Origin of the sequence: Klebsiella sp. CN_Kp075 (assembly GCF_040065055.2) — a bacterium.
Lineage (GTDB): Bacteria > Pseudomonadota > Gammaproteobacteria > Enterobacterales > Enterobacteriaceae > Klebsiella > Klebsiella aerogenes.
Window position 1 is genome coordinate 668,662 of sequence record NZ_CM198050.1, and the last position, 21,797, is coordinate 690,458.

The 21,797-nt window shown below is 54.8% G+C and carries 20 protein-coding genes; 4 read left to right on the plus strand and 16 right to left on the minus strand.

Annotated features, from left to right (window positions below):
* Window positions 1–255: 255 nt before the first annotated feature.
* The 8 genes from ABLV78_RS03245 to ABLV78_RS03280 form a co-directional block, all read right to left on the minus strand.
* On the minus strand, window positions 256–1,254 hold the full coding sequence (locus ABLV78_RS03245) for a BatD family protein (RefSeq protein WP_047043129.1): 999 nt from the start codon (window positions 1,252–1,254) through the stop codon (window positions 256–258).
* Window positions 1,251–2,774, minus strand: coding sequence for a VWA domain-containing protein (locus tag ABLV78_RS03250; protein WP_047043126.1), 1,524 nt, complete (start codon window positions 2,772–2,774; stop codon window positions 1,251–1,253). Before ABLV78_RS03250 ends, ABLV78_RS03245 begins: the two co-directional genes overlap by 4 nt.
* Window positions 2,771–3,748 (minus strand): VWA domain-containing protein, encoded by a 978-nt coding sequence (locus tag ABLV78_RS03255; protein WP_047043123.1) that lies wholly within the window; start codon window positions 3,746–3,748, stop codon window positions 2,771–2,773. Before ABLV78_RS03255 ends, ABLV78_RS03250 begins: the two co-directional genes overlap by 4 nt.
* A complete protein-coding gene (locus ABLV78_RS03260) occupies window positions 3,741–4,181 on the minus strand; it encodes a DUF4381 family protein (RefSeq protein ID WP_047043120.1) in 441 nt (146 codons plus the stop codon). Before ABLV78_RS03260 ends, ABLV78_RS03255 begins: the two co-directional genes overlap by 8 nt.
* Entirely contained in the window at window positions 4,182–5,084 is a 903-nt protein-coding gene (locus ABLV78_RS03265) for a DUF58 domain-containing protein (RefSeq protein ID WP_047043117.1), read from the minus strand.
* A complete protein-coding gene (locus ABLV78_RS03270) occupies window positions 5,084–6,082 on the minus strand; it encodes an AAA family ATPase (protein ID WP_047043114.1) in 999 nt (332 codons plus the stop codon). Before ABLV78_RS03270 ends, ABLV78_RS03265 begins: the two co-directional genes overlap by 1 nt.
* Entirely contained in the window at window positions 6,079–7,374 is a 1,296-nt protein-coding gene (locus ABLV78_RS03275) for an anaerobic sulfatase maturase (protein ID WP_047043111.1), read from the minus strand. Before ABLV78_RS03275 ends, ABLV78_RS03270 begins: the two co-directional genes overlap by 4 nt.
* A gap of 82 nt (window positions 7,375–7,456) precedes the next feature.
* A complete protein-coding gene (locus ABLV78_RS03280; RefSeq protein WP_045377786.1) occupies window positions 7,457–9,031 on the minus strand; it encodes an arylsulfatase in 1,575 nt (524 codons plus the stop codon).
* A gap of 320 nt (window positions 9,032–9,351) precedes the next feature.
* Here ABLV78_RS03280 and ABLV78_RS03285 point away from each other — a divergent pair, with 320 nt between their 5' ends.
* Window positions 9,352–10,044 (plus strand): helix-turn-helix domain-containing protein, encoded by a 693-nt coding sequence (locus ABLV78_RS03285; RefSeq protein ID WP_047043108.1) that lies wholly within the window; start codon window positions 9,352–9,354, stop codon window positions 10,042–10,044.
* Window positions 10,045–10,303: 259 nt separating this feature from the next.
* Here the strand turns inward: ABLV78_RS03285 and ABLV78_RS03290 are convergent, their stop codons facing one another.
* Entirely contained in the window at window positions 10,304–10,540 is a 237-nt protein-coding gene (locus ABLV78_RS03290) for a hypothetical protein (RefSeq protein ID WP_226473705.1), read from the minus strand.
* A 51-nt stretch (window positions 10,541–10,591) separates the two neighbouring features.
* Here ABLV78_RS03290 and ABLV78_RS03295 point away from each other — a divergent pair, with 51 nt between their 5' ends.
* Window positions 10,592–10,747 carry a hypothetical protein gene (locus ABLV78_RS03295; protein WP_223683739.1) on the plus strand — a complete coding sequence of 52 codons (156 nt, stop codon included), beginning with the start codon at window positions 10,592–10,594 and terminating at the stop codon, window positions 10,745–10,747.
* A 228-nt stretch (window positions 10,748–10,975) separates the two neighbouring features.
* Window positions 10,976–11,272, plus strand: a complete 297-nt coding sequence (locus ABLV78_RS03300; protein WP_045392246.1) for a hypothetical protein — start codon at window positions 10,976–10,978, stop codon at window positions 11,270–11,272.
* A gap of 154 nt (window positions 11,273–11,426) precedes the next feature.
* On the opposite strand, the gene ABLV78_RS03305 is transcribed toward ABLV78_RS03300, so the two are convergent.
* Window positions 11,427–11,699, minus strand: coding sequence for a hypothetical protein (locus ABLV78_RS03305; RefSeq protein ID WP_072047975.1), 273 nt, complete (start codon window positions 11,697–11,699; stop codon window positions 11,427–11,429).
* 680 nt (window positions 11,700–12,379) lie between these two features.
* On the opposite strand from ABLV78_RS03305, the gene ABLV78_RS03310 reads away from it, so the two are divergent.
* The gene (locus ABLV78_RS03310; RefSeq protein WP_045392243.1) at window positions 12,380–13,420 is read left to right on the plus strand and encodes a LacI family DNA-binding transcriptional regulator; all 1,041 of its coding nucleotides are present in this window, start codon (window positions 12,380–12,382) and stop codon (window positions 13,418–13,420) included.
* 26 nt (window positions 13,421–13,446) lie between these two features.
* Here ABLV78_RS03310 and ABLV78_RS03315 read toward each other — a convergent pair whose 3' ends face one another.
* The 6 genes from ABLV78_RS03315 to ABLV78_RS03340 form a co-directional block, all read right to left on the minus strand.
* Window positions 13,447–14,793, minus strand: a complete 1,347-nt coding sequence (locus tag ABLV78_RS03315) for an MFS transporter (RefSeq protein ID WP_080941171.1) — start codon at window positions 14,791–14,793, stop codon at window positions 13,447–13,449.
* A gap of 36 nt (window positions 14,794–14,829) precedes the next feature.
* Window positions 14,830–17,313, minus strand: a complete 2,484-nt coding sequence (locus ABLV78_RS03320; RefSeq protein ID WP_047043101.1) for a PA14 domain-containing protein — start codon at window positions 17,311–17,313, stop codon at window positions 14,830–14,832.
* 32 nt (window positions 17,314–17,345) lie between these two features.
* Complete coding sequence (gene bglB, locus ABLV78_RS03325; protein WP_047043098.1) at window positions 17,346–18,428, minus strand: beta-galactosidase BglB; 1,083 nt, start codon at window positions 18,426–18,428, stop codon at window positions 17,346–17,348.
* Window positions 18,429–18,437: 9 nt separating this feature from the next.
* On the minus strand, window positions 18,438–18,746 hold the full coding sequence (locus tag ABLV78_RS03330; protein ID WP_141097052.1) for a hypothetical protein: 309 nt from the start codon (window positions 18,744–18,746) through the stop codon (window positions 18,438–18,440).
* 51 nt (window positions 18,747–18,797) lie between these two features.
* A complete protein-coding gene (locus ABLV78_RS03335; RefSeq protein ID WP_047043095.1) occupies window positions 18,798–20,138 on the minus strand; it encodes a carbohydrate porin in 1,341 nt (446 codons plus the stop codon).
* 122 nt (window positions 20,139–20,260) lie between these two features.
* Window positions 20,261–21,658, minus strand: coding sequence for an MFS transporter (locus ABLV78_RS03340; protein WP_047043094.1), 1,398 nt, complete (start codon window positions 21,656–21,658; stop codon window positions 20,261–20,263).
* Between the last annotated feature and the right edge of the window lie 139 nt (window positions 21,659–21,797).

Genomic DNA, 21,797 nt, shown 5'->3' on the forward strand with positions numbered 1-21,797 from the left:
GTCCGGGCAATGGCGGTGAGTTCGGATCCGTATTTTTGCCGGATGGCGGCTGCGCCTTATTCGGCCTACGGTCCGTGTGCCTGGCTGAAACTGTCGGTGTTGATCGCCTCAAAATCCCCGGTGGCGCTACCGCTTACCGGGGCTACAGTACTGTGCGGTCTGGTAGCCCGGATAAGGCGCAACGCGCCGCCTCCGGGAAAATCCCTGGTGGCGACGGGCCGCCCTCTGTGCGCTCCCTGCGCCACGGATAATTGTCTAAGGGGCCAGCGGCGGCAACGGCTGCGGCTGCCAAAATCGCCGCCAGCGCCGGTTGATGCCGAGAAGCGTTCGATAACTCCAGCGGCGGCCAAACCATCCGCCTCCGACCGCCGCGGCGGCAATGAATACCCACATCAGACTTTGCCAGGAGACCATTCCCGTTGTTCCGCGCAGCGCTTGCTCCGCGCCGCCCTGTCGCGCCGCGGCGACGTTCAACGTTTCTCCCGCCAGCTTCGCCGTTCGCCATTGATGATTAACGGTATCCCACCAGCGCAGGCTAATCGGCGGTAGTACCAGCGTACCGCTATGACTGGGTAAATAGCGCAGTCGTTCCACCCGGTGGGCGCCGATGACATCGCCGCGCTCGCTTTTTAATGCCTCACTGACCGGCGCCAGACGCTGGCTCTCGCTACCGCTAATGGCGTACAGCAGCGGTGGAATTTGCCCCGGTAGCGCATCCCGCGCCTCGACGGTCACGATACGGTCAACGACATCACCGACCCGCAGCGTGGCGTCTTTTCCTGCGTGATACTGTTGAATTTGCTGGTTGAGCGTCAACTGGCTGGCCGGTAAAAAATGGTCTGCCTGAGTGGTATTGGCAGGCCAATTAACCGGGCGTTCCAGTGCCGGAAGATGCACCGTGACCGGCGCCTGATTGGCGGATGACGCGGTGATATCGATCGCCGGCAGGCGCAGCACGCCCTGCTGCCAGGCGCTGACCTGACGTTCAAGGCGAATGCCGCTCCAGACGATCCCGTTCTTTTTGCGCGTCACCAGCTGTGAAGGCAACGCGGTAGGCAGGAGTTCGCCGTTTTTGACCGCAAACTCGGGCCACTGCGGCGGCGGGTTAAACCAGCTATCCGTCCACCAGGTGACGGCCACCCGAACCGGCTGGCCGGGGACGATCTGCGTCGGCGCTTCCAGTTCACGGGTGATGTCCATCGCCGCATGCGCCGGCAGGGTGGCGGCCAGCAGAAAAAGTAGCGCTTTGTTCATGGCGTGGTATCTCCCGAGCCGTTGCGATACAGGCTTTTCAGTAGCCCCGTTGGCGAAACATCCAGTGCATCAAACCATTGATTAACCTGCGGACTCTCCCCGGCGATGGCGCCGATTTGCTGCTGATCGATGCCCTGGTTTTTCTGCAGGTCGTGGACCAGCTTATCCGGGCCGTCATCCATCGCATCGCCCTGCGCCTGCTGGCGTTCACGCTCTTGCTGCCGAATGCGCATCACGATCTGCGAGATTTTGTCGCGATTTTGCAGCGCCATGGACCAGTCAGGATGTAGATAGATGGCGCGATCGTAGCTGTCGAGCGCCTGCTGCCACTGCTTTTGCTGAGCATAGCTGTTACCTAGCCACAGCAAGGTTTCCGCGGTTGGCGGCGCGGCGCGAAACGCGCTGGCGGCGGCAGAATAGTTGCCCGCCCGATACCAGGCGATACCTTGCCATAAGGGGTCGCGATAATGCCCGGCGGCAGCGGCGTAGTCGCCGCGGTTGAAGGCGTGCTGCCCCTGGATATCCGGGCGAACCCAGGCATCGAGCCAGGCGGCATCGCTATGCGGCGACCACAGCACCGCGGGAAGCAGCAGCGCCGCCATCAGTAGCTGGCGTCGCCAGAACAGCAGCAGGCACAGCATCGGCACGATCAGCAGATAGCCGCTGTTTTTCCAGCGCAGATCCTGGCGGGCGTTATTTTGTTGAGTCACCGATTGTTGAATGTGGCTGGCGATGACGCGCAGATCGTCACCATCATCGCTGACCAATGTCACCGGGATCCCGGCGTCGCGCAGCTGGCGGAAACGATCGACGTTCAGCCGGGTATCGACGCCGAGGCTGGCATACTTATCCGGCAGCGCTCCACCCGCGGCGGTGCCGGGAACCCAAATTTGCAGCGGTAGATGTTGTCCTATCAGCCAGTCGACCTCGGCAGGCGACAGGGTATCGGCAACGAGGATCAGGCTATGCGGGCTGTCTTTGGCAGTAGGCAGATTTTTTAACGCCAACGCGACCGCCTGCGGCAGGGCGGAACCGCTACCTTCCGGCAGCAAAGAGGGCGACTGGGCGTTGAGAAATAGCTGATAAAACTGCGGATCCTGCGTCAGTGGCGTCGTGAGAAAAGCCTGGCTGCTGTAGACCACCAGACCGAAATGCGCCCCGGGCTGCTGCTGCATTAGCGCGGCGATTTTATGCTGCATGCGCTGATGGCGCGAGGGCGGTAGATCGCGGGCATACATCGCCAGATCCTGCTGCAGAATCACCATTACGTTGCTCTGCGGGGTGAGCGCCGCCGGTAGTTCACGCTGCCAGCTCGGGCCCGCCAATGCCACAACGCCGAGTGTGAGTAGCCATGGCAGCAGACGGGTTAGCCTGCGACGGCGCTGAATAATCAACGCGCGAAAAGGTTTATCCATTAGCGTTGACCAGGCGCAAGCGCCGTAGCCTGGAAGCCAGGCCACCAGCACACACAACAGCAGCGCGGTTAAGCGCCACGGATAGAGGAAGTGAAAATCGCTCATGCCATTTTCTCCCTGAGGACACGGCCGCAGGCGGCCAGCAGTAACAGTAACAGCGCAGAGGCGAGCGGCCATGGATAGAGCGCCTGATGCCATGACCAACCGAGGCTTTTAACCTGCGCCGGGGTGAGGGCGTCGATTTGTTGCCAGACGCTATCCAGCGCGCTGCCGGAATGCGCGGCGGTCCAGCTCTGGCCGCCGGTGGTTTTCGCGATGCGCTGCAGTAGCGGCAAATCGACTTTGTCTTTGCTGGTATCGCTGAGGTCGCCGAAGGCGATGGTATGAACCTGGACATGGTGGTCGGCGGCAAGCTTTGCCGCCAGTTCAGGCGACAGCTGCGAAGCGGTATCGTTGCCGTCGGTGAGTAAAATCGCCAGCTTATCGGCCTGCTTATCAGGGCCATTATCCAGTACCTTAACCGCCACGCCCAGCGCGTCGCCGATAGCGGTTTGCTGGCCAATCATGCCCGGCGCCAGTTGATTAATGCGCGTTTGCAGCGCCTGTTTATCTTCGCTTATCGGCGCGAATGGCCAGGCTTTGCTGGCGAAGATTACCATGCCGATGCGGTCGGATTGCCGGGCGGCGACAAACTTGCGCACCGATTGCTGTACCGCCTGCAGGCGCGTATTACCGCCCTGGATGTCATTTTTGGCCATTGAACCGGAGACATCGAGGATCAGCACGATGTCGCGCATCGGCCTGCTGATGTACTGCGGCGGCGTCAGGTATTCCGGCCGCGCCAGCGCGCAGACCAGCAGCGACCAGATAAGCCAGAACAGCACGGCGCTGGCCCCGCCACCGCGTTTCGGCCGGGTATCGAGCTGTAACGCGTCAATTAGCGAGGGTAAAAACGGTACCCGCACGCGCTCGTCGGTGGAAGTTGCCAGGAGCGGGAGAAAACGAGTGAGCAGCGGCAGCGCCAGCAGTAGCGCGGCCCAGGGCCAGGCGAAATCAATGTGGGCGAGCCATTCAGACATGTGGAAGCTCCTTTAGCCACTGCGCTAACTGAGCGCGAAGCCGCGCCGTCTGCTGGTCGTTCAGGGCGTTGTCTGCCCGGCAGTAACGGGAGATGAGCTGGTCGCGCAGGTCGGTATCCAGCGTCAAAGACGCCAGCACGGCTTCCGGCGCCAGCGTTTGGCTAACCGTGCGACGTGGCTGGTGGACCAGTTGTACGCGTTTAATCAACTGCATCCAGCTATCGGCGGTATGCTGATGATTGAGCGCCAGCAGCGCTTCCCGCCGCCAGCGATTGCGACGCCAGCGGGCGTAGCGGATAAGCAGGAGCAGCGCTGCCAGGCTTACGGCAATCGCAAGCAGAATCAGCCAGCCGATTGGTAGCGGAAACCAACTGGGGGCGGGGGGGAGCGCGGGCGTTAGTAGATCCGGCACCGCATAGCCTTTCTCAAACATTTAAAGCCCTTTTTGTAACTGACGCAGCAGGTCCTGAGTTACCGTCAGATGATTAACCCGAATACCTAACTGGTTGAGTTGCTGCTGCTGACGCGCCAGCCGACCGATGATGTGTTGGCGAATATCGGCGCTGAGCGCAGAGGTGAGAGTGACGCTGGCGCTGCGCCCGCCGTAGCAGGCGGCCAGCGTACCGGAGCGCGGCAGGCGAAGATGAAGGTCGTCGAACAGCACAAATGCACTGACTTCGCAGCGTCGGCGCAGATGCGCCAGCATGGCCTGCGCTGGGGCGTCGAGGTCATGAAAATCGCTCAGGATCGCGACCCAGGCGCCGCGTGGAATCGCGCTGACGGCGCGCTGCAACGCCTGCGCCAGCGTCTGCGCGCGCTGAGGCTCATGAGGATATTGTTGGGCCAACAGCTGATTATAATGCGTCAGATTATCCAGCAGCTCGGGTAGCGCGCGCCGTGGGGCGCTACATGGTTGCAGCGCCAGCGTGGTATCGTTAAACACCAGGCTGCCGAGGCGATCGCCATCATGATGGCTGCGCCAGGCCAGCAGCGCGGCGGTTTTTGCCGCCGCCGCTGATTTCGTTTGTCCGCGGGTGGCGAAGTACATATCTAATCGTTGGTCGACCAGCAAAAAGACCGGGCGTTCTCGCTCTTCATTGTACTGGCGCACCCACGGCGTACGTAGACGGGCGGTTGTCTGCCAGTCGATCATTCGAACATCGTCGCCGGGTTGATAACGACGCAGGCTATCGAAGTTGAGCCCACGGCCCTGCTGGCGGGAGGCGCGTTCGCCGGACAGCGCGCCTGGCGGGATCTGCCCGGGCGGGTTTGCAATCAACCGCGACTGTGGCGCGAGGTCGAGCAGAATCTGGCGATTAACGCAGAGATCGCTCATTAGATCACCACGGCGTTCAGCAGCATGGTAATCACATCGTCGGCGCTGCAACCATCGGCGCTGGCCTGATAGCTCAGCATCAACCGGTGGCGCATCACCGCTGGCGCGATAAAACGCACGTCTTCCGGACGAACCGCGTCACGTCCCGCGAGCCAGGCCTGCGCGCGGGCGCAGCGCTCCAGCGCTAAGGTACCACGCGGGCTCAGGCCGTAGGCCAGATAGCTGGCTAACTGCTCGCTGATGCGCTGCGGCTGGCGGGTGGCGTTGACCAGTTCGACTATCCAGGTTTCGATAATCGGCGCGACGTGGATTGCGCTTATTTCCTGCCAGCAGGAGGCGATCTCCTGTTGGCTGAATTGCAGAGATTCCACTTCCGGCGCAGGGGCGGTTTTTGTCGCCGCGCTGTATTTCGCCTGCTGCTCGGCGCGAACCAGTTGCATCACCTGCTGCTCATGCTCTTTCGACGGATAGTCGACCTGCACTTTCATCAGAAAACGGTCAAGCTGGGCTTCCGGCAGCGGCCAGGTTCCTTCCTGGTCGACGGGGTTCTGCGTCGCCAGCACCATAAAGACACCCGGCAGCGGCCAGCTTTTGCCCGCTACGGTGACGTGGCGCTCTTCCATCGCTTCCAGCAGCGCTGATTGTACGCGGGCCGAAGCGCGGTTGATTTCGTCCGCCAGAATCACGTTACCGAATACCGGCCCCGGGCGAAAACGAAATTGTTCTTCTTCGCGGCCGGCGTTTTGCTGATAAATTTCGCTGCCGGTGATATCCGAGGGCAGTAGATCCGGGGTGAATTGGATACGGCGGAATTCACCGGCAATATGCCGCGCCAGCTCGCGGACGGCGCGGGTCTTCGCCAGCCCCGGCAGCCCTTCCAACAGGATATGCCCATCGCAGAGCAGGGCGATGAGCAGCATTCGAACGACGTTTTCCTGACCGAGCACCTGCGTGTTCATGCGCTGCTCCAGCTGTAGCATTTTCTCGCGAAGGCTCATCGATTGACTCCTTTAAAATCGCGTTTCACCAGGGTGACAATGCCCGCCAGAATCGGCTCGGCATAGTTGAAAAAGGCCTTAATGCCCGGACAGAGATAGTTCAAGCCGGCTTCGCCGTCGGCGGTGAGCACCAGACGGTTTTTCGGGCATTCGCCGTGGCAGAGCTTCAGGTAAGGGCACTGCTTGCACTGCTGCGGTAGCGTGTCGCATTTACCCATACCGAAAGCCTGCTGACGTTCGGAGAAAGCCATCCGCGCCAGGCTGTTATCGGCAATATTGCCGATTTGATATTCGGGATAGACGTAGTGATCGCAGGAGAAAACATCGCCGTTTTTCTCGACCGCGAGGCCTTTGCCGCAAAATTCCGCGGTGGTGCAAATTTGCGCCGGCATGCCCATCATTTGGGCCACGGCGGTTTCGAACAGATTGACCTGTACGCGGCCAAGATCGTTGTTCACCCACTCTTCGAAAGTCGCGATCAGGAAGCGTCCCCACTCGTCCGGGTCGACCGACCAGTCGGTGACGATAGCGTCTAAATCGCCGGGGCGCGCGCGGCGGCTGCCGACGGTGGGGATGCTGTCATCACGCCAGAAATGAGGCGCGGTCTGGGTAAAGTCCACCGGTTCGACGCAGGGGTTAAATTGCACGTAGGTCGCCCCCAGTTCGCGGGTAACAAAGCGGTAAACCTCTAATGGGAAACGGGCGTTGGTACGGTTGACGGTGACCAGCGCATTGAATGGTACGCCGTGGCGTTTCAGGGCGTCGACGCCGGCCATCACTTTATCAAATGTCGGTTTGCCGCTACGGGTGATGCGATAGCGGTCGTGCAACTCTCGCGGGCCGTCAATCGACAGGCCAACAAGGAAATGATTTGCTTTGAGGAATTCAGCCCAGGCATCGTTAATCAGGATACCGTTGGTTTGCAGATCGTTTTCGATCCGCTGGCCGGGCTTTTTATACTGCTGTTGGAATTTCACCACTTTGTGGAAAAACTCCAGTCCCATCAGGGTCGGTTCGCCGCCCTGCCAGGAGAAGACCACCTGTTCGCCATCCTGTCCATCGATGTACTGGCGGATAAAGTTTTCCAGCGTTTCATCGCTCATGTAGCTGCGCTTTTCCTGCTGGAGTAAGTGTTCTTTGTGCAGGTAAAAGCAGTAGCTACAATCGAGATTACAGGCGGAGCCGCTGGGTTTCGCCATCACATGAAAGCGACGTTGGTAGGCGGGGCCGTTACCCGCGTACTTTTCTGCCGAAGGTAATGCGTTAACAGGCACGGTGGTGCTGTGTTTCATAAATAACTCCCGGATTAGTCAGGTCGAGGGTAAGGCGAGGAGAAAAACAGGGCGGCGAACCGCCCTGGGAGATGGATTACCGTTACTTGCCGGTTTTCGCGCTCTGGTCAAGCATTGCGCTGACATCGGAGACGGTAAAGGAACCCGGCTTCTGACGCGGCGGGAATTCTTTAAACGTCGCCAGCATATCTTTTGCCGACTTCTGCGCGCCGCCCAGCAGGAACAGACGATCGTAGAACCAGGTGTCGTAGCCCATGCCGTCGGAACCTTTCTCCAGCGGATCGACTTTCAGATCGAAGATCAGCGGAGTGCGCAGTTTGGTGAACGGATAGCGCCACAGATCGAGGCCGGTGTGCTCCTGGATCATAAAGTGGATCTTCCAGCGGCCCTGACGCATCGCCAGCAGATCGCCGTCATCGCTCCAGTAGAAGAATTCGTTACGCTGGTCTTTCCCTTTGCCCTGCAGGAAGTCGAGCTGGTTATAGCCATCAAGGTGAACCTTGTAGGTAATTGACGGCGTTTTATAACCTTTCAGCATTTCCTGTTTAATGTTGCTGTCGCCGGCAGCGGCAACCAGCGTCGGGAACCAGTCGTAACTGGCGAACATATCGTTCACCACGGTGCCTGGTTTGATGTGGCCCGGCCATTTGATCATCGCCGGAACGCGGAAGCCGCCTTCCCAGCCGGTGTTTTTCTCCCCGCGGAACGGGGTTTCGCCTGCGTCTGGCCAGGTGGCGGTCATCGGACCGTTGTCGGTGGTGTAGATAACGATGGTGTTATCTTCGATACCAAGATCTTTAATTTTCTGCAGCACCTGGCCGACGATTTTATCGTGCTCAACCATGCCGTCGGCATAGGTTCCTAACCCGGTGACGCCGACGCTATCGTCTTTGAGGTGGGTTTTGTTGTGCATACGGGTGGTGTTGAACCAGGTAAAGAATGGTTTACCTGCTTTCACCTGACGCGCCATAAAGTCGTTGTTGGCGGCCAGCGTCTCTTCATCTACGGTGCCCATACGCTTCACGGTCAGCGGACCGGTATCTTCGATCTTGCCGTCAGCGGTGCTCTTGATCACGCCGCGCGGGCCAAACTGTTTACGGAAGTTCGGATCTTTCGGGTAATCCGGGTTTTCCGGCTCTTCTTCGGCATTCAGATGATAGAGGTTGCCGAGGAATTCATCGAAACCGTGCGCGGTCGGCAGGAATTCATCACGGTCGCCCAGGTGGTTTTTACCGAACTGCCCAGTCGCGTAACCCAACTGCTTGAGGACGTTGGCGATGGTCGGATCTTCTTTCTGCAGACCCTGCGGCGCTCCCGGCATACCGACTTTACTCATCCCGGTACGGAATGGCATCTGGCCGGTAATGAAGGCGGAACGACCTGCGGTGGAGCTCTGCTCGGCGTAGTAGGAGGTAAACTTCGCGCCCTGCGCGGCGATGCTGTCAATGTTTGGCGTCTGGTAGCCCATCAAACCCTGATTGTAGGTGCTCAGGTTCAGGTAGCCGATATCATCGCCAAAGATAACTACGATGTTAGGCTTTTTAGCATCCTGCTTCGGCGCTGCCGCGTCGGCTGCGTGAGCAACGGTCACTGCGCCGGAAGCTAATGTCAGCATACTGGCTAACATTGTTCTCTTAAAGGGAATGTTTTTAAACATAGCTCGCTATCCTTTTATTTTTCCGGATTTTTAAATGATCTGGAAAAATAGGTTGTTAACGAAGCGTCTAATTTATTTTTAAATTAGCAAGGATGTTTTCGGTTAAAAATAAATTAGACGCTTCAATGGGCGAAACCGTGTTACGGTTCTCGTCGGTGTTGGCATTTTATTTAGACGTATCGGTCGATACGAGAGTGGAGTCTCTAAACGGACTGAAATAAATGGCAGGATGAACTAAAAATGCTATCTTTAATTGACAGGGTTAACTTTGCCAGATTATTTTTATGCATATTTAAATAAATAGGTATTAATGGGGCAACATGAAAACGACTTATTCCGATGTTATTGATCAATATAACCATGTTGTCGCCAGCGATCTTGAGTTGATTCAACCGTTGATCTCGGCAAATCAGCCACGAATCATCAAAGATAACGGTGTGTTTAAAATAGAACCCGGCGAAGTGGTTATTGTTGTTGAAGGCATAATTGCGATAGAAGTGGAATACAATGCGGGTTTTGGTTCCGCGAGTAAACGCGGCGCGCGGAGTAAAACGCTGGACATGCTACAGATCGGTAAAGGAATCCGCGGTATGATTTTCGGGCTTATTGAAAGCTATGGTCCGGCGCTATCGCTAAAATATACGGCGAAGAAAAATGTCAAAATTGTGACCTGCAGTAAAGAAGCGTTTGAACACTATTTTATTCAGCGTGAGCGCTTTGTTTATCTGATGGAAGTCATGGCCTTTCAGCTATCGCTGATTATTGACGCGCACCACGAAAAGAATTTACCTTCACGCTACGATACGATTAAGTCGATGATTTATCGTTACAAAAAACAGCAGGATGCAGGAGTACTGCATGATAGAAGCCTGGCTAGCTTTATTCTGAGCAGAACCAAAATGTCGCGTAGCTATCTTTTTAAAATTCTTGCTGAGCTAAAAGAGGGGGGATATATCAAAATGGAGAACGGTGAACTGGTCGATATTGTGCACGAGCTGCCGGAGAAATTTTAAACTGCTGTTGTTGCGCTAAGGTCATTTCAGACGCGCGGAGGTCAGCTAACAGAACCAGGGATTACTTTACTCTTCATTACACGCTTGCCCGCAGGGGGGCGATATGTTTCGCCGAAGCCAGTTATCGTGCGGGATCTTGCCCGTCGTGTTTCTTCTACCGCGATGAGAATGCGGTGATAGTTGCCCTGCACTGGCAGTTTATGGGTTTGATTTTGTCTGTGCATGGCACTAAAATGCAGTCAATTATTCTGTTATAAATTCATCCTGCTAGTGAAATAAACCATTGTTTTTTCGTTTTAAAGGATACGATTTTGCTGAGAAGGGAGGCTTCTTTGTGTTCAATGGTGCAGCGCGCTCTGACGTAAACAATTTCATTAATATAGAAAAGGGAAGGCGCGGTAGAAAGAGCCAACCGTTTATCTCTTTCTCCAAAAACGGGGGGCATGTCAGGATCGCGACTTTCATTGCTCGTCACGGAGAACATGTTGATATTCAAATAGATTATTCCACAAGAACCATCCGGGTTAAGAAGGTGGAGCACCACGGCGTGCGTATTAACGTCGGCGGCGTCTTTACCCGTAAGGTGCTGGTGAAACAGTTTCTGTTTGGCGAGAAGAAGACTATCCGCGTTGATCTCACCAAACAGGACGATGGCTGGTTTTATGGCGACTTGCCGGTAGAGTTTACGGCCAATTGCGCATAGTGCGTTATTGCCTGAATTAGCCATTATTCAGCTATGTCGATATGGAGATAGCTGAAGATGGCTTTTTTATATCAATGGGATATAAATACGAGTCATTATAGTTTCGTATTAAAAATTTATTTTTAAGTAAATAAGTGCCATTAAACTCTATTAAATAATAGTTATTTCCAATGATATCTTTGCAATAATTAAGGGAAAATAGAGACGCAAAAAAGGAAACGATAATTAATGGAAAACTTACTCAGACACTGTGAACAGGTTGCTGCTGGCCCCTATAGCCGCGACGCCCGCGCGCTGGCGCATGAAGTGATCGATACCATCTCAGCGGGCGTCCCGCCGGAGCAGCTGATTCTCCCGTGGATGTCCGTTAAAGAGGGGCTGCCCGACGCCAATAGCGGGCGCTACGTGTGCGCATATACGCCAGCACAATCTCAGGACCGCCGCTATCAGCTGGTCTCCGCTGCCATGTTCCGCGCCGTTTGTCGGGACGCCACCCACTGGTTTTATATGTGGGAAGCGCTGTGAGTGGGGAAGATAGGATGCTGTTCTACTGGCTATTTTTTAACAATAATGTTGTCGTAAAAATAAAGAGTATGGAATCAGTATCGGGGCATGGCAAATGGATGTTTTATGCCGCCTAAGGTGTCCCTGAGCGAACACCTAAGGCGAGTATTATTAATTAACAGCGTCCTGCGGCTTTTGATAATGCATCACATGTTTTACTAGTAGAACTTGCTACACCGCCAGCGCAAATAGCATCAGAAACCGTACTGCTTCCCCCTATTGATATCAGTCCATAAAGTTTTGGTTCTGCAGCTTTAGTGACATAACAACGGTGTGCTTTCTTACCTATTGTCGCCACAAAATTGGTTTTAACGCCATTTTGCTGAACATCTGAAATTGTCACGTCAGAAGCATTGACATTTAATGTAAACGCTGCGGCATCTCGCATTTCGTTTTCTGTCGCGATCGGTGGTTTTGATACGCATCCGATTAATAAAATGGCGGGAAGTATGCATGTCGTTAATTTAAAAATTTCCATTTTGTTATCCATTATATAATTATGCGAAATGTATATATAGATTACAGGTTGATACATTTCTTTGATTTTGGACATCATTTTATATGTGCAATGAGAGTTGTGTTAATGCCAATGGGTTAATGATAATTTGGAAAAAGAAATTTGAGGTTAGTATTCATTTTGGTGATGTTGTAGATGTTTGATTGAAGGGCTTTATTTAATTAAACCATTGAGTTTGTGAATACTTTTGTTTTTAAAAATTAACTCCTTCCATTTTTTCATCAAAATAATCATTTATGTCTGTTATATTTATGGCGTAAGGTAAGATAGTTATTAATACATTTAAATAGCAATCTCCCTTTACGCATTCGCCATTTATTCGGGCTCGCCGAATTTAGTGAGACAGCGATGCCGGTGACCGGATAGTGCGACTGACGATCACAAATCCGCGATTCTTAATCGATGCCGGGTAAAAAATGGCTTATCGTGCCGTGGTGCGCGAAGCCGTTCGGGTAGCATCAATGGCTACACTGACTGCTGGCTATTATTCGCCAGTCGCGGCGGTTTTCATTTTTACGCCGAGTGGCGCGCGGTGTCATAAAGGATGAGAGATGAGTAAATCAGATAATCAGACAGAGCGCGATGCAGGATATCGCCGCGTGCGGCTGGAGGATATCGCTACCCGTTGTCGAACCTCGCTCAGTACCGTGTCACGGGCGCTATCGGGCGAAAAAGGGGTCAGCCACGAACTGCGCACGCGTATTCAGGAAGTGGCGCGGGCCATGCGATATACGCCGGCTCAGGAGCTGGGCGGCGCGCGAATTGTGCTGGCTATTTCACAAGTGGCGATGCTGGATTATAACCGCTATCAGTTTAGCTGGTACGTCCTGCAAGGGTTAAAAGAGCGAGCGAAGGTGCTGGGCGTTGATCTCATTACTCATCAGCTCAGCGATAATGACAATGGCGCTCTACAGGCGCTGCTGGAAGAAGCGGACGTAGGCGGCGTGCTGGCGCTGACGGTGGACGACAGCGGTTTTCTGAATACGGTGGCGAACCTGAAAAAACCGGCGGTGTTGGTGAATACTGACGATCCGTTAATGCGCTTGTCCAGCGTGCTGCCCTGTAACCGTTCGGCCACGCGCATGGCCTGTGAATATTTGCTCGAGCGCGGCCACCGCGACATTCTTTTTTTAACCCACCCAGGCAGGCGAACCATTGAACAGCGTGAGGATGGTTGGCGGGAAGCGATGCGCGCTCGCCAGCTGTTGTGCGACGATTCGCGGATCCTGACGGTAACCGACTGGCTGCCGGAGCTGGCGGAGCAGGCGGTGATTGCGCGTTTCCGTGATACTCCGCGCGAGTGTACGGCGATACTGTGCGCCAATGATTCGCTGGCGATCGGCGCGATCAACGGCGTGCGGGCCTTAGGACTGCGCGTGCCGGAAGATATCTCGGTAGTCGGTATGAATAACCTGCCGCAGGCGGAGTTTGCCACACCGCCGTTGACTACCGTTCACCTTCCGGTACACGAAATCGGCACGCTGGCGCTGGAGCTACTGCAGGATATGATTGCGGGTAGTGTCGAAATTCCAAGACGGGTTGAGCTGGCGTGCGCCATCGTCGAACGTCAATCGGTGGCCCGTATCGCCTGATACGCGCCACCGGTAAAGAGAGCGGGTTAGTCGAATTTAGCCCGCTCCATCTTCGGCACTAACAGCAGATACATAATCGCCCATGCCAGCAGATAAGCCACAGAGCTGATGGCGAACAGCGCCCAATAGTTACCAGAGGCTTCAAGCACAGCGCCAATCACCGTAGAGAAGATCACGCTGCCGATCATCCCGAAGGTACTGCCAATCCCCACGACAGAACCGACGGCTGCGCTCGGGAACAGATCGGATACCGAGGTCAGAATGTTGGCAGACCACCCCTGGTGCGCCGCCGCAGCTAACCCGACCAGCGCGACGGCGGCCCACAGATTTTCGACCTGGGTGGCGGCGAAAATCGGCAGGACCAGGCAGGCGCAGATCAGCATCGTGAGTTTACGTGCGCTGGCGGTGCTAAATCCTTTACTCATCAATTTGCCGGGTAACCAGCCTGCGCCGAGGCTGCCGACGATGGCGAAGAGATAAATAACGATCAGCGGCAGTCCCAGACCTTCCATGTTGATACCGCGGGATTCGTTGAGCCATTTTGGCAGCCAGAAGAGGAAGAACCACCAGATTGGGTCGGTCAACATTTTGCCTAATGCCACGGCCCACAGTTGGCGATAGCCCAGCAGATGCGTCCATTTAATGGCCGAAACGCTGACGGCTTCTTCTTTATCCTGAGCAATCCACGCCTGCTCTTCGGCGCTGGCCTTCGCTTTCACCGGACCAAAGGCAATGAACCAGGGAATCAGCCACAGTAAGCCAATGGCGCCGAGAATTAAAAACGCGCCGTGCCAGCCGTAATGCACTGCGATAAGGGGGATCAGCGCAGGCGAGATAACTACGCCGATATTGACCGCGACGCCAAGAATGCCGGTCGCCAGCGTGCGTTCCTTTTTAGGATGCCACTCGGCAATCACCTTCATCGCCGCCGGGAAGTTAGCGGACTCGCCTAGCCCAAGCAGGACGCGAACCAGCGCAAACCCCGCCACCGAACCGACGACCGCATGCGCCATCGCTGCGACGCTCCAGACGACCATCGCCGCCGCATAGCTGATTTTGGTTCCCAGTTTGTCGATAATTCGCCCGCATACCAGCGTGCCGACGCCATACGCGACGGTAAACGCATTAACCAGCCAGCTATATTCCATTTGCGTCCAGCCGATATCTTTTTGCAGCATCGGTGCCAGCAAGCCGAGGATCTGGCGATCCATATAGTTAACCGTTGTGGCAAACACCAGCATGGAGCAGATGACCCAGCGATAGTTGCTTTTCGGTTTAGCCATTTCTCGAGCGGGATTGTGCAGCGTATTCGGATTAACATCATCAGAGGCCTGCCCGGAAGGCACCGCCTGTTTGTCGATTTGCGTATCCATTATTATTTTCCTTGCCCGGTCTCTGCCGGGCGTTGGTTACAGAGGAAGTTCACGGCTGCTGCCCACGACGCTCCACTGCTGTGGGTCCAGCGTGCGGTTCTCGGCGCTCACTCGTCCATCGGCCAGGAAGCGCACCGTTCCGTACTGCGGATCGTTCACTTCAATACTGCCGTCGTCGTGCTGCATCATGGTCAGGTCGCTGAAACATGCGCTGAAGGTCTCGAGGGAGCTATCGACTCGATCGTTGATGCGAACCAGCCAGCGGGTTTGTTGCCCGTTAAGGCGTATTTCACAGCCGCGGGTTGGCCCCGTATTCACCGTTTCAAACGGCTGATTACCCACCAGCAGCGCCATACCGTCACCGCTGCGTACCGCCGCGCGCTGGCCGCTAATAACGACCTCATCAAACTGGCTTTGCGGCAGCCAAGCGTGAGTAAAGTCAGGCTGATCGGCGTGCAGATTGAAAGTCAGCACCGCCAGCCCGCGATATTGCTGCACGCGCGGCAGCGTGCCGCAGCCGCCCCAGTAAGAGGGGCGACCGAACCCGCCGTGCAGGGTCTCGCCTGGATGGTTGATCCAGATCTGCGCTTCGGGTTGGTTGCCAAGACGTAAATGGAACGGCGTCTCCTGATAGCCCCACTCTCCCCAGCGATAGCCGGCGATGGACCCCATCGCCGCCTGGCGGTTTTTGTAGTGATAGAGTTTGGCGATCCGGTTAGCGCCCTGGGCAAAACACCACTCGATGGCGCTCTCTTTTTGCCAGGCAGCAACTTCTGCTAGTTCCGCCGGAAGGGTGAGCAGGCCATCACGCAGCAGCAGGGCTAATTGCGGCAGCGCATGGAAACGACAGCCATAGTTACCTTTGCCCCACAGCAGACGCGAAATCGCCGCCAGTTCCAGAGAGCGTCCGGCGCGTAGGGTGTGTTCGTAAGAACGTCCCTGCGAGGCGGTCAGAAAACCCTGGTGGGCGGAGCGGGCAATCTGCGCCAGCAAGCGCGTGATTGCCGCGATGGCGCGCTGGCTTATTTGCGCGTCGCCGGACAGCGCCGCCAGTGCGGTGAGACCTTTTAAATCAATGGGGAAGTAGGGCGCTGAGTTCCATTCGGCCATTTCACACTGCTCGAAATGGTCCAGCCAACTGATGACCCGCGCTTTACCCGCCGCCGCCTGCTCGCTTCCGCTGCGCCCGGAACGGGTGAAAGTCGCGTCCGGGAAGAGATTGCCCGCCAGCAGCGCCGCGGTGTGGAATAACAGGGCGTGGTTCTCAGAGAAATACCACTGTACATCGTTACCGGGTTCGTCCATCCAGTAGCGAAAACGCAATATGGCGTCATCGATGCGCCCGCGAACCGCAGGATCGATCTTGTCGCCCCATACCGTCCGGCACCACAGCAACGGCACAAGGGTAAAGTCGGCGCAATCGTGACAGTCGAGCACCGACGCCAGGACCCCATCCAGCATCTGCTGGGTTTGCTCATCGTTCAGGCCGCAGGCCAGGCGCGCCAGCGCTTTGACGCTGCTGTATTCACCTTCATGAGCGACCACCTCCAGCGCTTCCGCGATCCGCGCTTCCAGCGTTGTCGGGATTGCCGTCTGGCGGTCGGCGTGGCAGATTTCGACGCCCAGCGTGCGGCTTATCTTGAACCCTTCACGCTGCAGCGTAATGTGGAAATTGCGGAAGTCTGCCGGGATAGCTTCGCTTTCGGCAATGGCGACCAGCGACTCGCCGGCGGAGAGTCGGCTATCGAGCGTGACCGGTTCATCCAGCGAGATAAAATCCCCCAGCACGTTGACGTGCAGGCAGTAGTCCGTCGACGCGGGTTGAGGAAATACGAGCCGAATGGTGCCGCGGTTATATACCGGATGCTCGAAGGAAACGCCGTCCAGTAACTGCTCCATCTCTTTGACCTGCGCGTCGGTCAGCGGCGTTGCCAGCGCAATACGCAGCGGCTCGCCGTCAAGGTAGTCGAGTTGGAAAAAGAAGCGAATATCGCGTTCGGCTAAGTCATCAAACCACAGCTCCAGCTCGTTTTTCCCCGCCTGTAGCGACAGGCTGAATTCACGCTGGTTTTCGAGGTTACGCTGATAATCAGCCATCCAGAGTACTTCTTCGCCGTTAAGCTTCAGCAGCGCGCCGCCGCAGGTGGCGAGGCGAAAACGATACTCGCCCGCCTGTGGGCAATCGAGCAGCGTTCTGGCCCAGGTGCCGACGCGGGTTGGGCGAAACCAAAAGCCGGAGAGATCGACCCTGTCGGAAGCAAAAGGGAACCACCAGCGAGAGTAGTTTGCGCTGGCGAAAGGCTGCGGTTTTTTTTCAGCAAAGTGCTGGCGAAAATCGTCGCGGCACGGGTAGGTATGAGGAATGAAGTTTTTATGTTTACTTAAAAAGAAAAACGGATCCATTTCGCCAGCCATCGGCGTGTCCGCCGTGTCATAGCGTAAACTGGTAATATCGGATAGCTGCCAGTAGCGCACGGCATTACCCGCCGTTAAATTAAAATTACTATATTCGATAGCCATTATTATTTTCTCCAAAAGAGAAGGGCGGTATTTTATTTTTTATCAGCGAGGCGCAAACCTTCGCTCAGGCATAATATTGCTAATGCCTGTCCATAGCCGGTAGGTTGTAATGGAATATCTTTATAAAATTGCAGGGTGCGCCCCATTCGGGTGCCATAAGAAACATTGTGTACCGTTCCTGCGGCATCAATATTATCCTGAACAATCTCCAGCGCTTTCATACCCGCCTGTAGCCATCGTTCATCGCCAATGCCAATACGCGCGCCTTTTAATAAGCCATAGCCAAAACCGGCGGTGGCGGAAATTTCGATGTAAGAGTCAGGATGGTCGAGCAGGGTGTGCCAGGCGCCATTAGCGGCCTGCAGGTCGATTAAGGTATTAACCTGCTTTTTCAGGCACTCTATCAGGTACTCCCGAACGCCCGCGCCTACGTCGGCTAGTTCCAGTAATTCGAGTATACCGACGGTAATCCACGCATTACCGCGCGCCCAGCGGGCTTTAGCGAAGTTGCTGTTCTCGACAAAGCTCCAGCCGTGGTACCACAGCCCGGTTTGCGGATCGTTGAGATAGCGCGCATGCAGCAGGAACTGCCGAACGGCTTCATCTACCAGCTCCTGGCGCCCGGAAACCGTACCGTAGTGCGCGAGGAACAGTACCACCATGAACAGCGTATCGTCCCAGATCTCCATGTCGTTAATGCCGTCGGAAACCACATGCTGGAAGCCTTGTTCCGGCGTACGCGGCAGTTCCGTCATCACGCGATTTGCCCAGTTATCCAGCACCTGCTGGTAGTGCGGCTGCCGGTTATGGGACCAGAAAAGCGAGAGGGGAAGCATCGGCGCGGTGGTATTGACGTTGAGGCCTGGGAGACCTTTTTCGATATTTCCCTGAAACCACTGGTCAATAATTTGATATAGCTCATCAGACTTCGTGTTTTCCCATAAACGTACCAAACCAAATAGCCCTACGCCCTGCGGCCATTCCCAACTGGAAAATGAAATATAATCCCCGGTGCTACCGTCAAGATTGGGTTCATTAAACCGTCCGTTATCTTTTAATTCAGTAAATCCGCGCAGCAGTAAATCAATATTTTTATTCAGTGAACGCTTTTCCATTTTTTATTCTCATTCTCGCTCTAAGGATGATTTGGCTATAAGAATTAAATCACTACGCATTTCATATGCGCAATACGAAAAAATTTTGCGTTTATATTTTGTGAGCCTTGCCGATATTTTATTGCCCTGCGCGGGCGTCGTTTTTTGCGAAAAATGGACAGGAAGTGTTGATAAAACAAGAGGTTGTTGGAACGCTGTTTCATTTTTGATTTTGGAAGCGCTAAAATTTTTTGCGTAAACAGCAAAATGGCCGGAGACTATCGAACCATCATCACTGATTCCAGAAAAAAGCCACTCTGTGGAGTGGCTTAATTGCATGATTTTGTTACTTATATTTTCTTATTAGTCCACACGGCGAGGCCTGTTTTATTAAAGCTTGATGGTCACCTGATTTCCGATAACCCATGCATCTTTAATCTCCTCTATTCCTCCCGGATGGGCGAGTAGCTGGAGATTAGGCCGCAAGGTCAGCCATGGCGTAACGTGAAAGCTATAATGCAGCTCTGCGGCATACTCGCTTCTGCGGACCGGGACATACAAGGGATCATCATAATCATCGATCCCTCGCATCTGGTTCTGGAGCTGCGCTCGACGAGCGACTTTGGCGTTGGCATGCATTTTACTTACGCCGAAGCTGATAAAGTCCTGCGGGCGGCTGGCGAAAGGGCCCTTATAAATGATGCCGGCCTGGATCTGATAGTCCATTGTCGCCGTATTTTTATCATTTATGGCCAGATGCCCGAAAATGTTGAGGCCATTTTGTCGTTGGCTGCCCGAGTGGGTCAGCTGCTGGCTGACATAGAGATAACCTCCGTAACGGCCGCCGTGTCGCCGGGCAGCCTGCTGCGTGAGGACATAGGGATCGCCATTGTCGTCATCCAGTACATCATTGGCGTCCGCTGTGTTGTACCAGCCGCCGATTTTCCAGGTGTCCGGCAGGAATGTGGCGCCTGGAGTGGGCCTATGCCCTAGTTCAACAATGTACATGTACCCCAAATGCCCGGTGCCATCGAGCTCGAAACTGCCGTGGCGGGTAGCGTAGTTAGGGTTATATTGAAATCCGCCAGCCTGGATATAAAGCGCCGAACTAAGAACGTATTTAATGCGGCCACCCCACTGGCCTATGGGAGTGTTATACCAGACGCCGCTACCGTGCCCGGCTAACGAACCGCACAACGACAGGTTTTGAAAAAAACAGCCGCTATTATCAAAGTCCTCTCCTGGCGGCATGAGACCGACCTTGAGATCCCACTTTTTATCCTGCCAGGTTTTTTTGAACCAGAACTGCGTCGCGTGCCATGTTTGTCCCCGACCGTAGTTACTCTGAACACCCGAGCCGATTACCGGAGCACGTGGATCCTGGAGACGATCCTGAGTCAAATCTCTCCCGTTACGATCGTTTAGCGACGCTTTAAATTCTCCGTCGTGAATGCCGAAAATCTTCTCCAGATCCATATCGATGCCGAGAATATACTGATCGCTGTAGCGCAGGGTTTTATCGCGATCGTAACCGCCGGAAATATTCGTGGCGGTCATCGAACTATATTCCAGCGTAAAGTCATAACCACGATGGCGCAGATCCGTGCGCACGCCGCCCCACTCTCCGGTCATGTTTTTTGCTGTGGGAGAAAAAAACGTATCGTTGGCCAACGCCAGGAAAGGGTGTAGTAAAGCCAGCAGCATCGTGCCGCTTTGAATCAGTTTGTTCATATTCTTCACCGCCTGTTGATGATCCAGGTCTATGAGTTTTCCCGATAAGACGCAGTTGAATCAGCCTGGTGCGTCGTTTTATTGCCAGAGGCGGCCCCGCATCTCCCGGAGCCACGGAGCGTTTATGGAGACAGCTCTTCTAACGATTTCCCTTTGGTTTCAATGGCAAAGAGCCAGGTAATTAAGCCGCCAATCAGCGCAATGACCGCGAAAGTGATGAACACAAAACGGATCCCGAAGCCTCCGACGATAAAACCCACCATCAGTGGGCCAATGGATGACCCTGCGCGCAGCCATGCGCTGGAATACGCGGTGCCAATGGCGCGTAGTCGGGTGGGATATAGCTCTGCCGCGTATAGATAAAGCGAGAAAGCGATGGTTTGCAGAATGGCGTAGGTCAGGCTTCCCAGAATCAGAATTTCCACGGCGGATTTGGCGCCGAGAATCGAAAGCGTAATCAGCGGAACGATGGCCAGTAAAAAAGCCCATGTGTACCAGCGCTTACGCCCGACACGGTCGATCAGCAGGGCGCAAATCACTGAAGCCACGACGCCGCAGGAAGAGGTGATCCAACCGTAGGCCAGACTGGTATCGAGAGAGAGGTTAAACCAGGTTTTATAAAGGGTTGGAAACCAGGTGATCATGCCGTTGTTGACGCTATAAACCGTCAGCCACAGTCCCCACAGCATAAAGGTTCGGGATTTATAGATCCCGCCAAATAGGGCTTTTACGCCTTCCGGAGCCGCTTTTTGCACCGTAGGGGCTTTCATTTCCGGCTCGGGTAATGTCATACCGCGCCTGATGACCTCTGATTCCAGCGTAGATACGATATTATCCGCTTCCTTTAGTCTACCTTTTGCGGCCAACCAGCGGGGTGATTCCGGCATTAACCAGCGCAGAGGGACGGTCAATGCGGAAGGGACTAAGCCAATTAAAAACATGACTTTCCATCCATAGATGGGCACCAGAAAATACCCCACTAACCCGGCAAACATCATGCCGATGGGGAAAATCACCTCATACAACAAAAAGAACCTCCCCCGCTTTTTTGCCCCGACAAATTCATTGATATAGGCGCTGGCAACGGGAACCTCCGCGCCGATTCCCACTCCCTGTAAAAAGCGAATAATCAGAATTGACCAACCGTTCCACGCAAAAAGACAGGCCGCATCCATCAGTACAAACAGAATGATGGTGATACGTAATACGCCGATACGACCTATTTTTTCCGCCAGCGAGCCAAAAAATAGCGCGCCGCATAGTTGGCCCACATAACTGGCCGCAATAATAAGACCGACAAACGTCGGCGTTAAACCCCACTCCTGGGTAAGCTGCGGGAGCGCAAAAGCGATAGCGATAATGGTATAGGCATCGAAAAAGGTCGATAAGCCGACGATAACGCGGATAGCCTTCAGCCGTCGGGTGATAGGGAGGCGTTCCAGCCTTGCCAGCAGCACGTCTGGTGTTGACGTCGTTCCGCTGGCAACGGCGTAATCTGAAGCAATGGCCTGAGTTGACATAGTATTACCCTGTTAAACGTTGTCTGGGGCATACACGTAAGGTTCTGAATAACCACAGGGCAACGAACCCTTATTCATAGACGTGCTGCATATAATGCTGTCTTGATTAGTATTTGGTAACGTTACTGCAATCGATTTC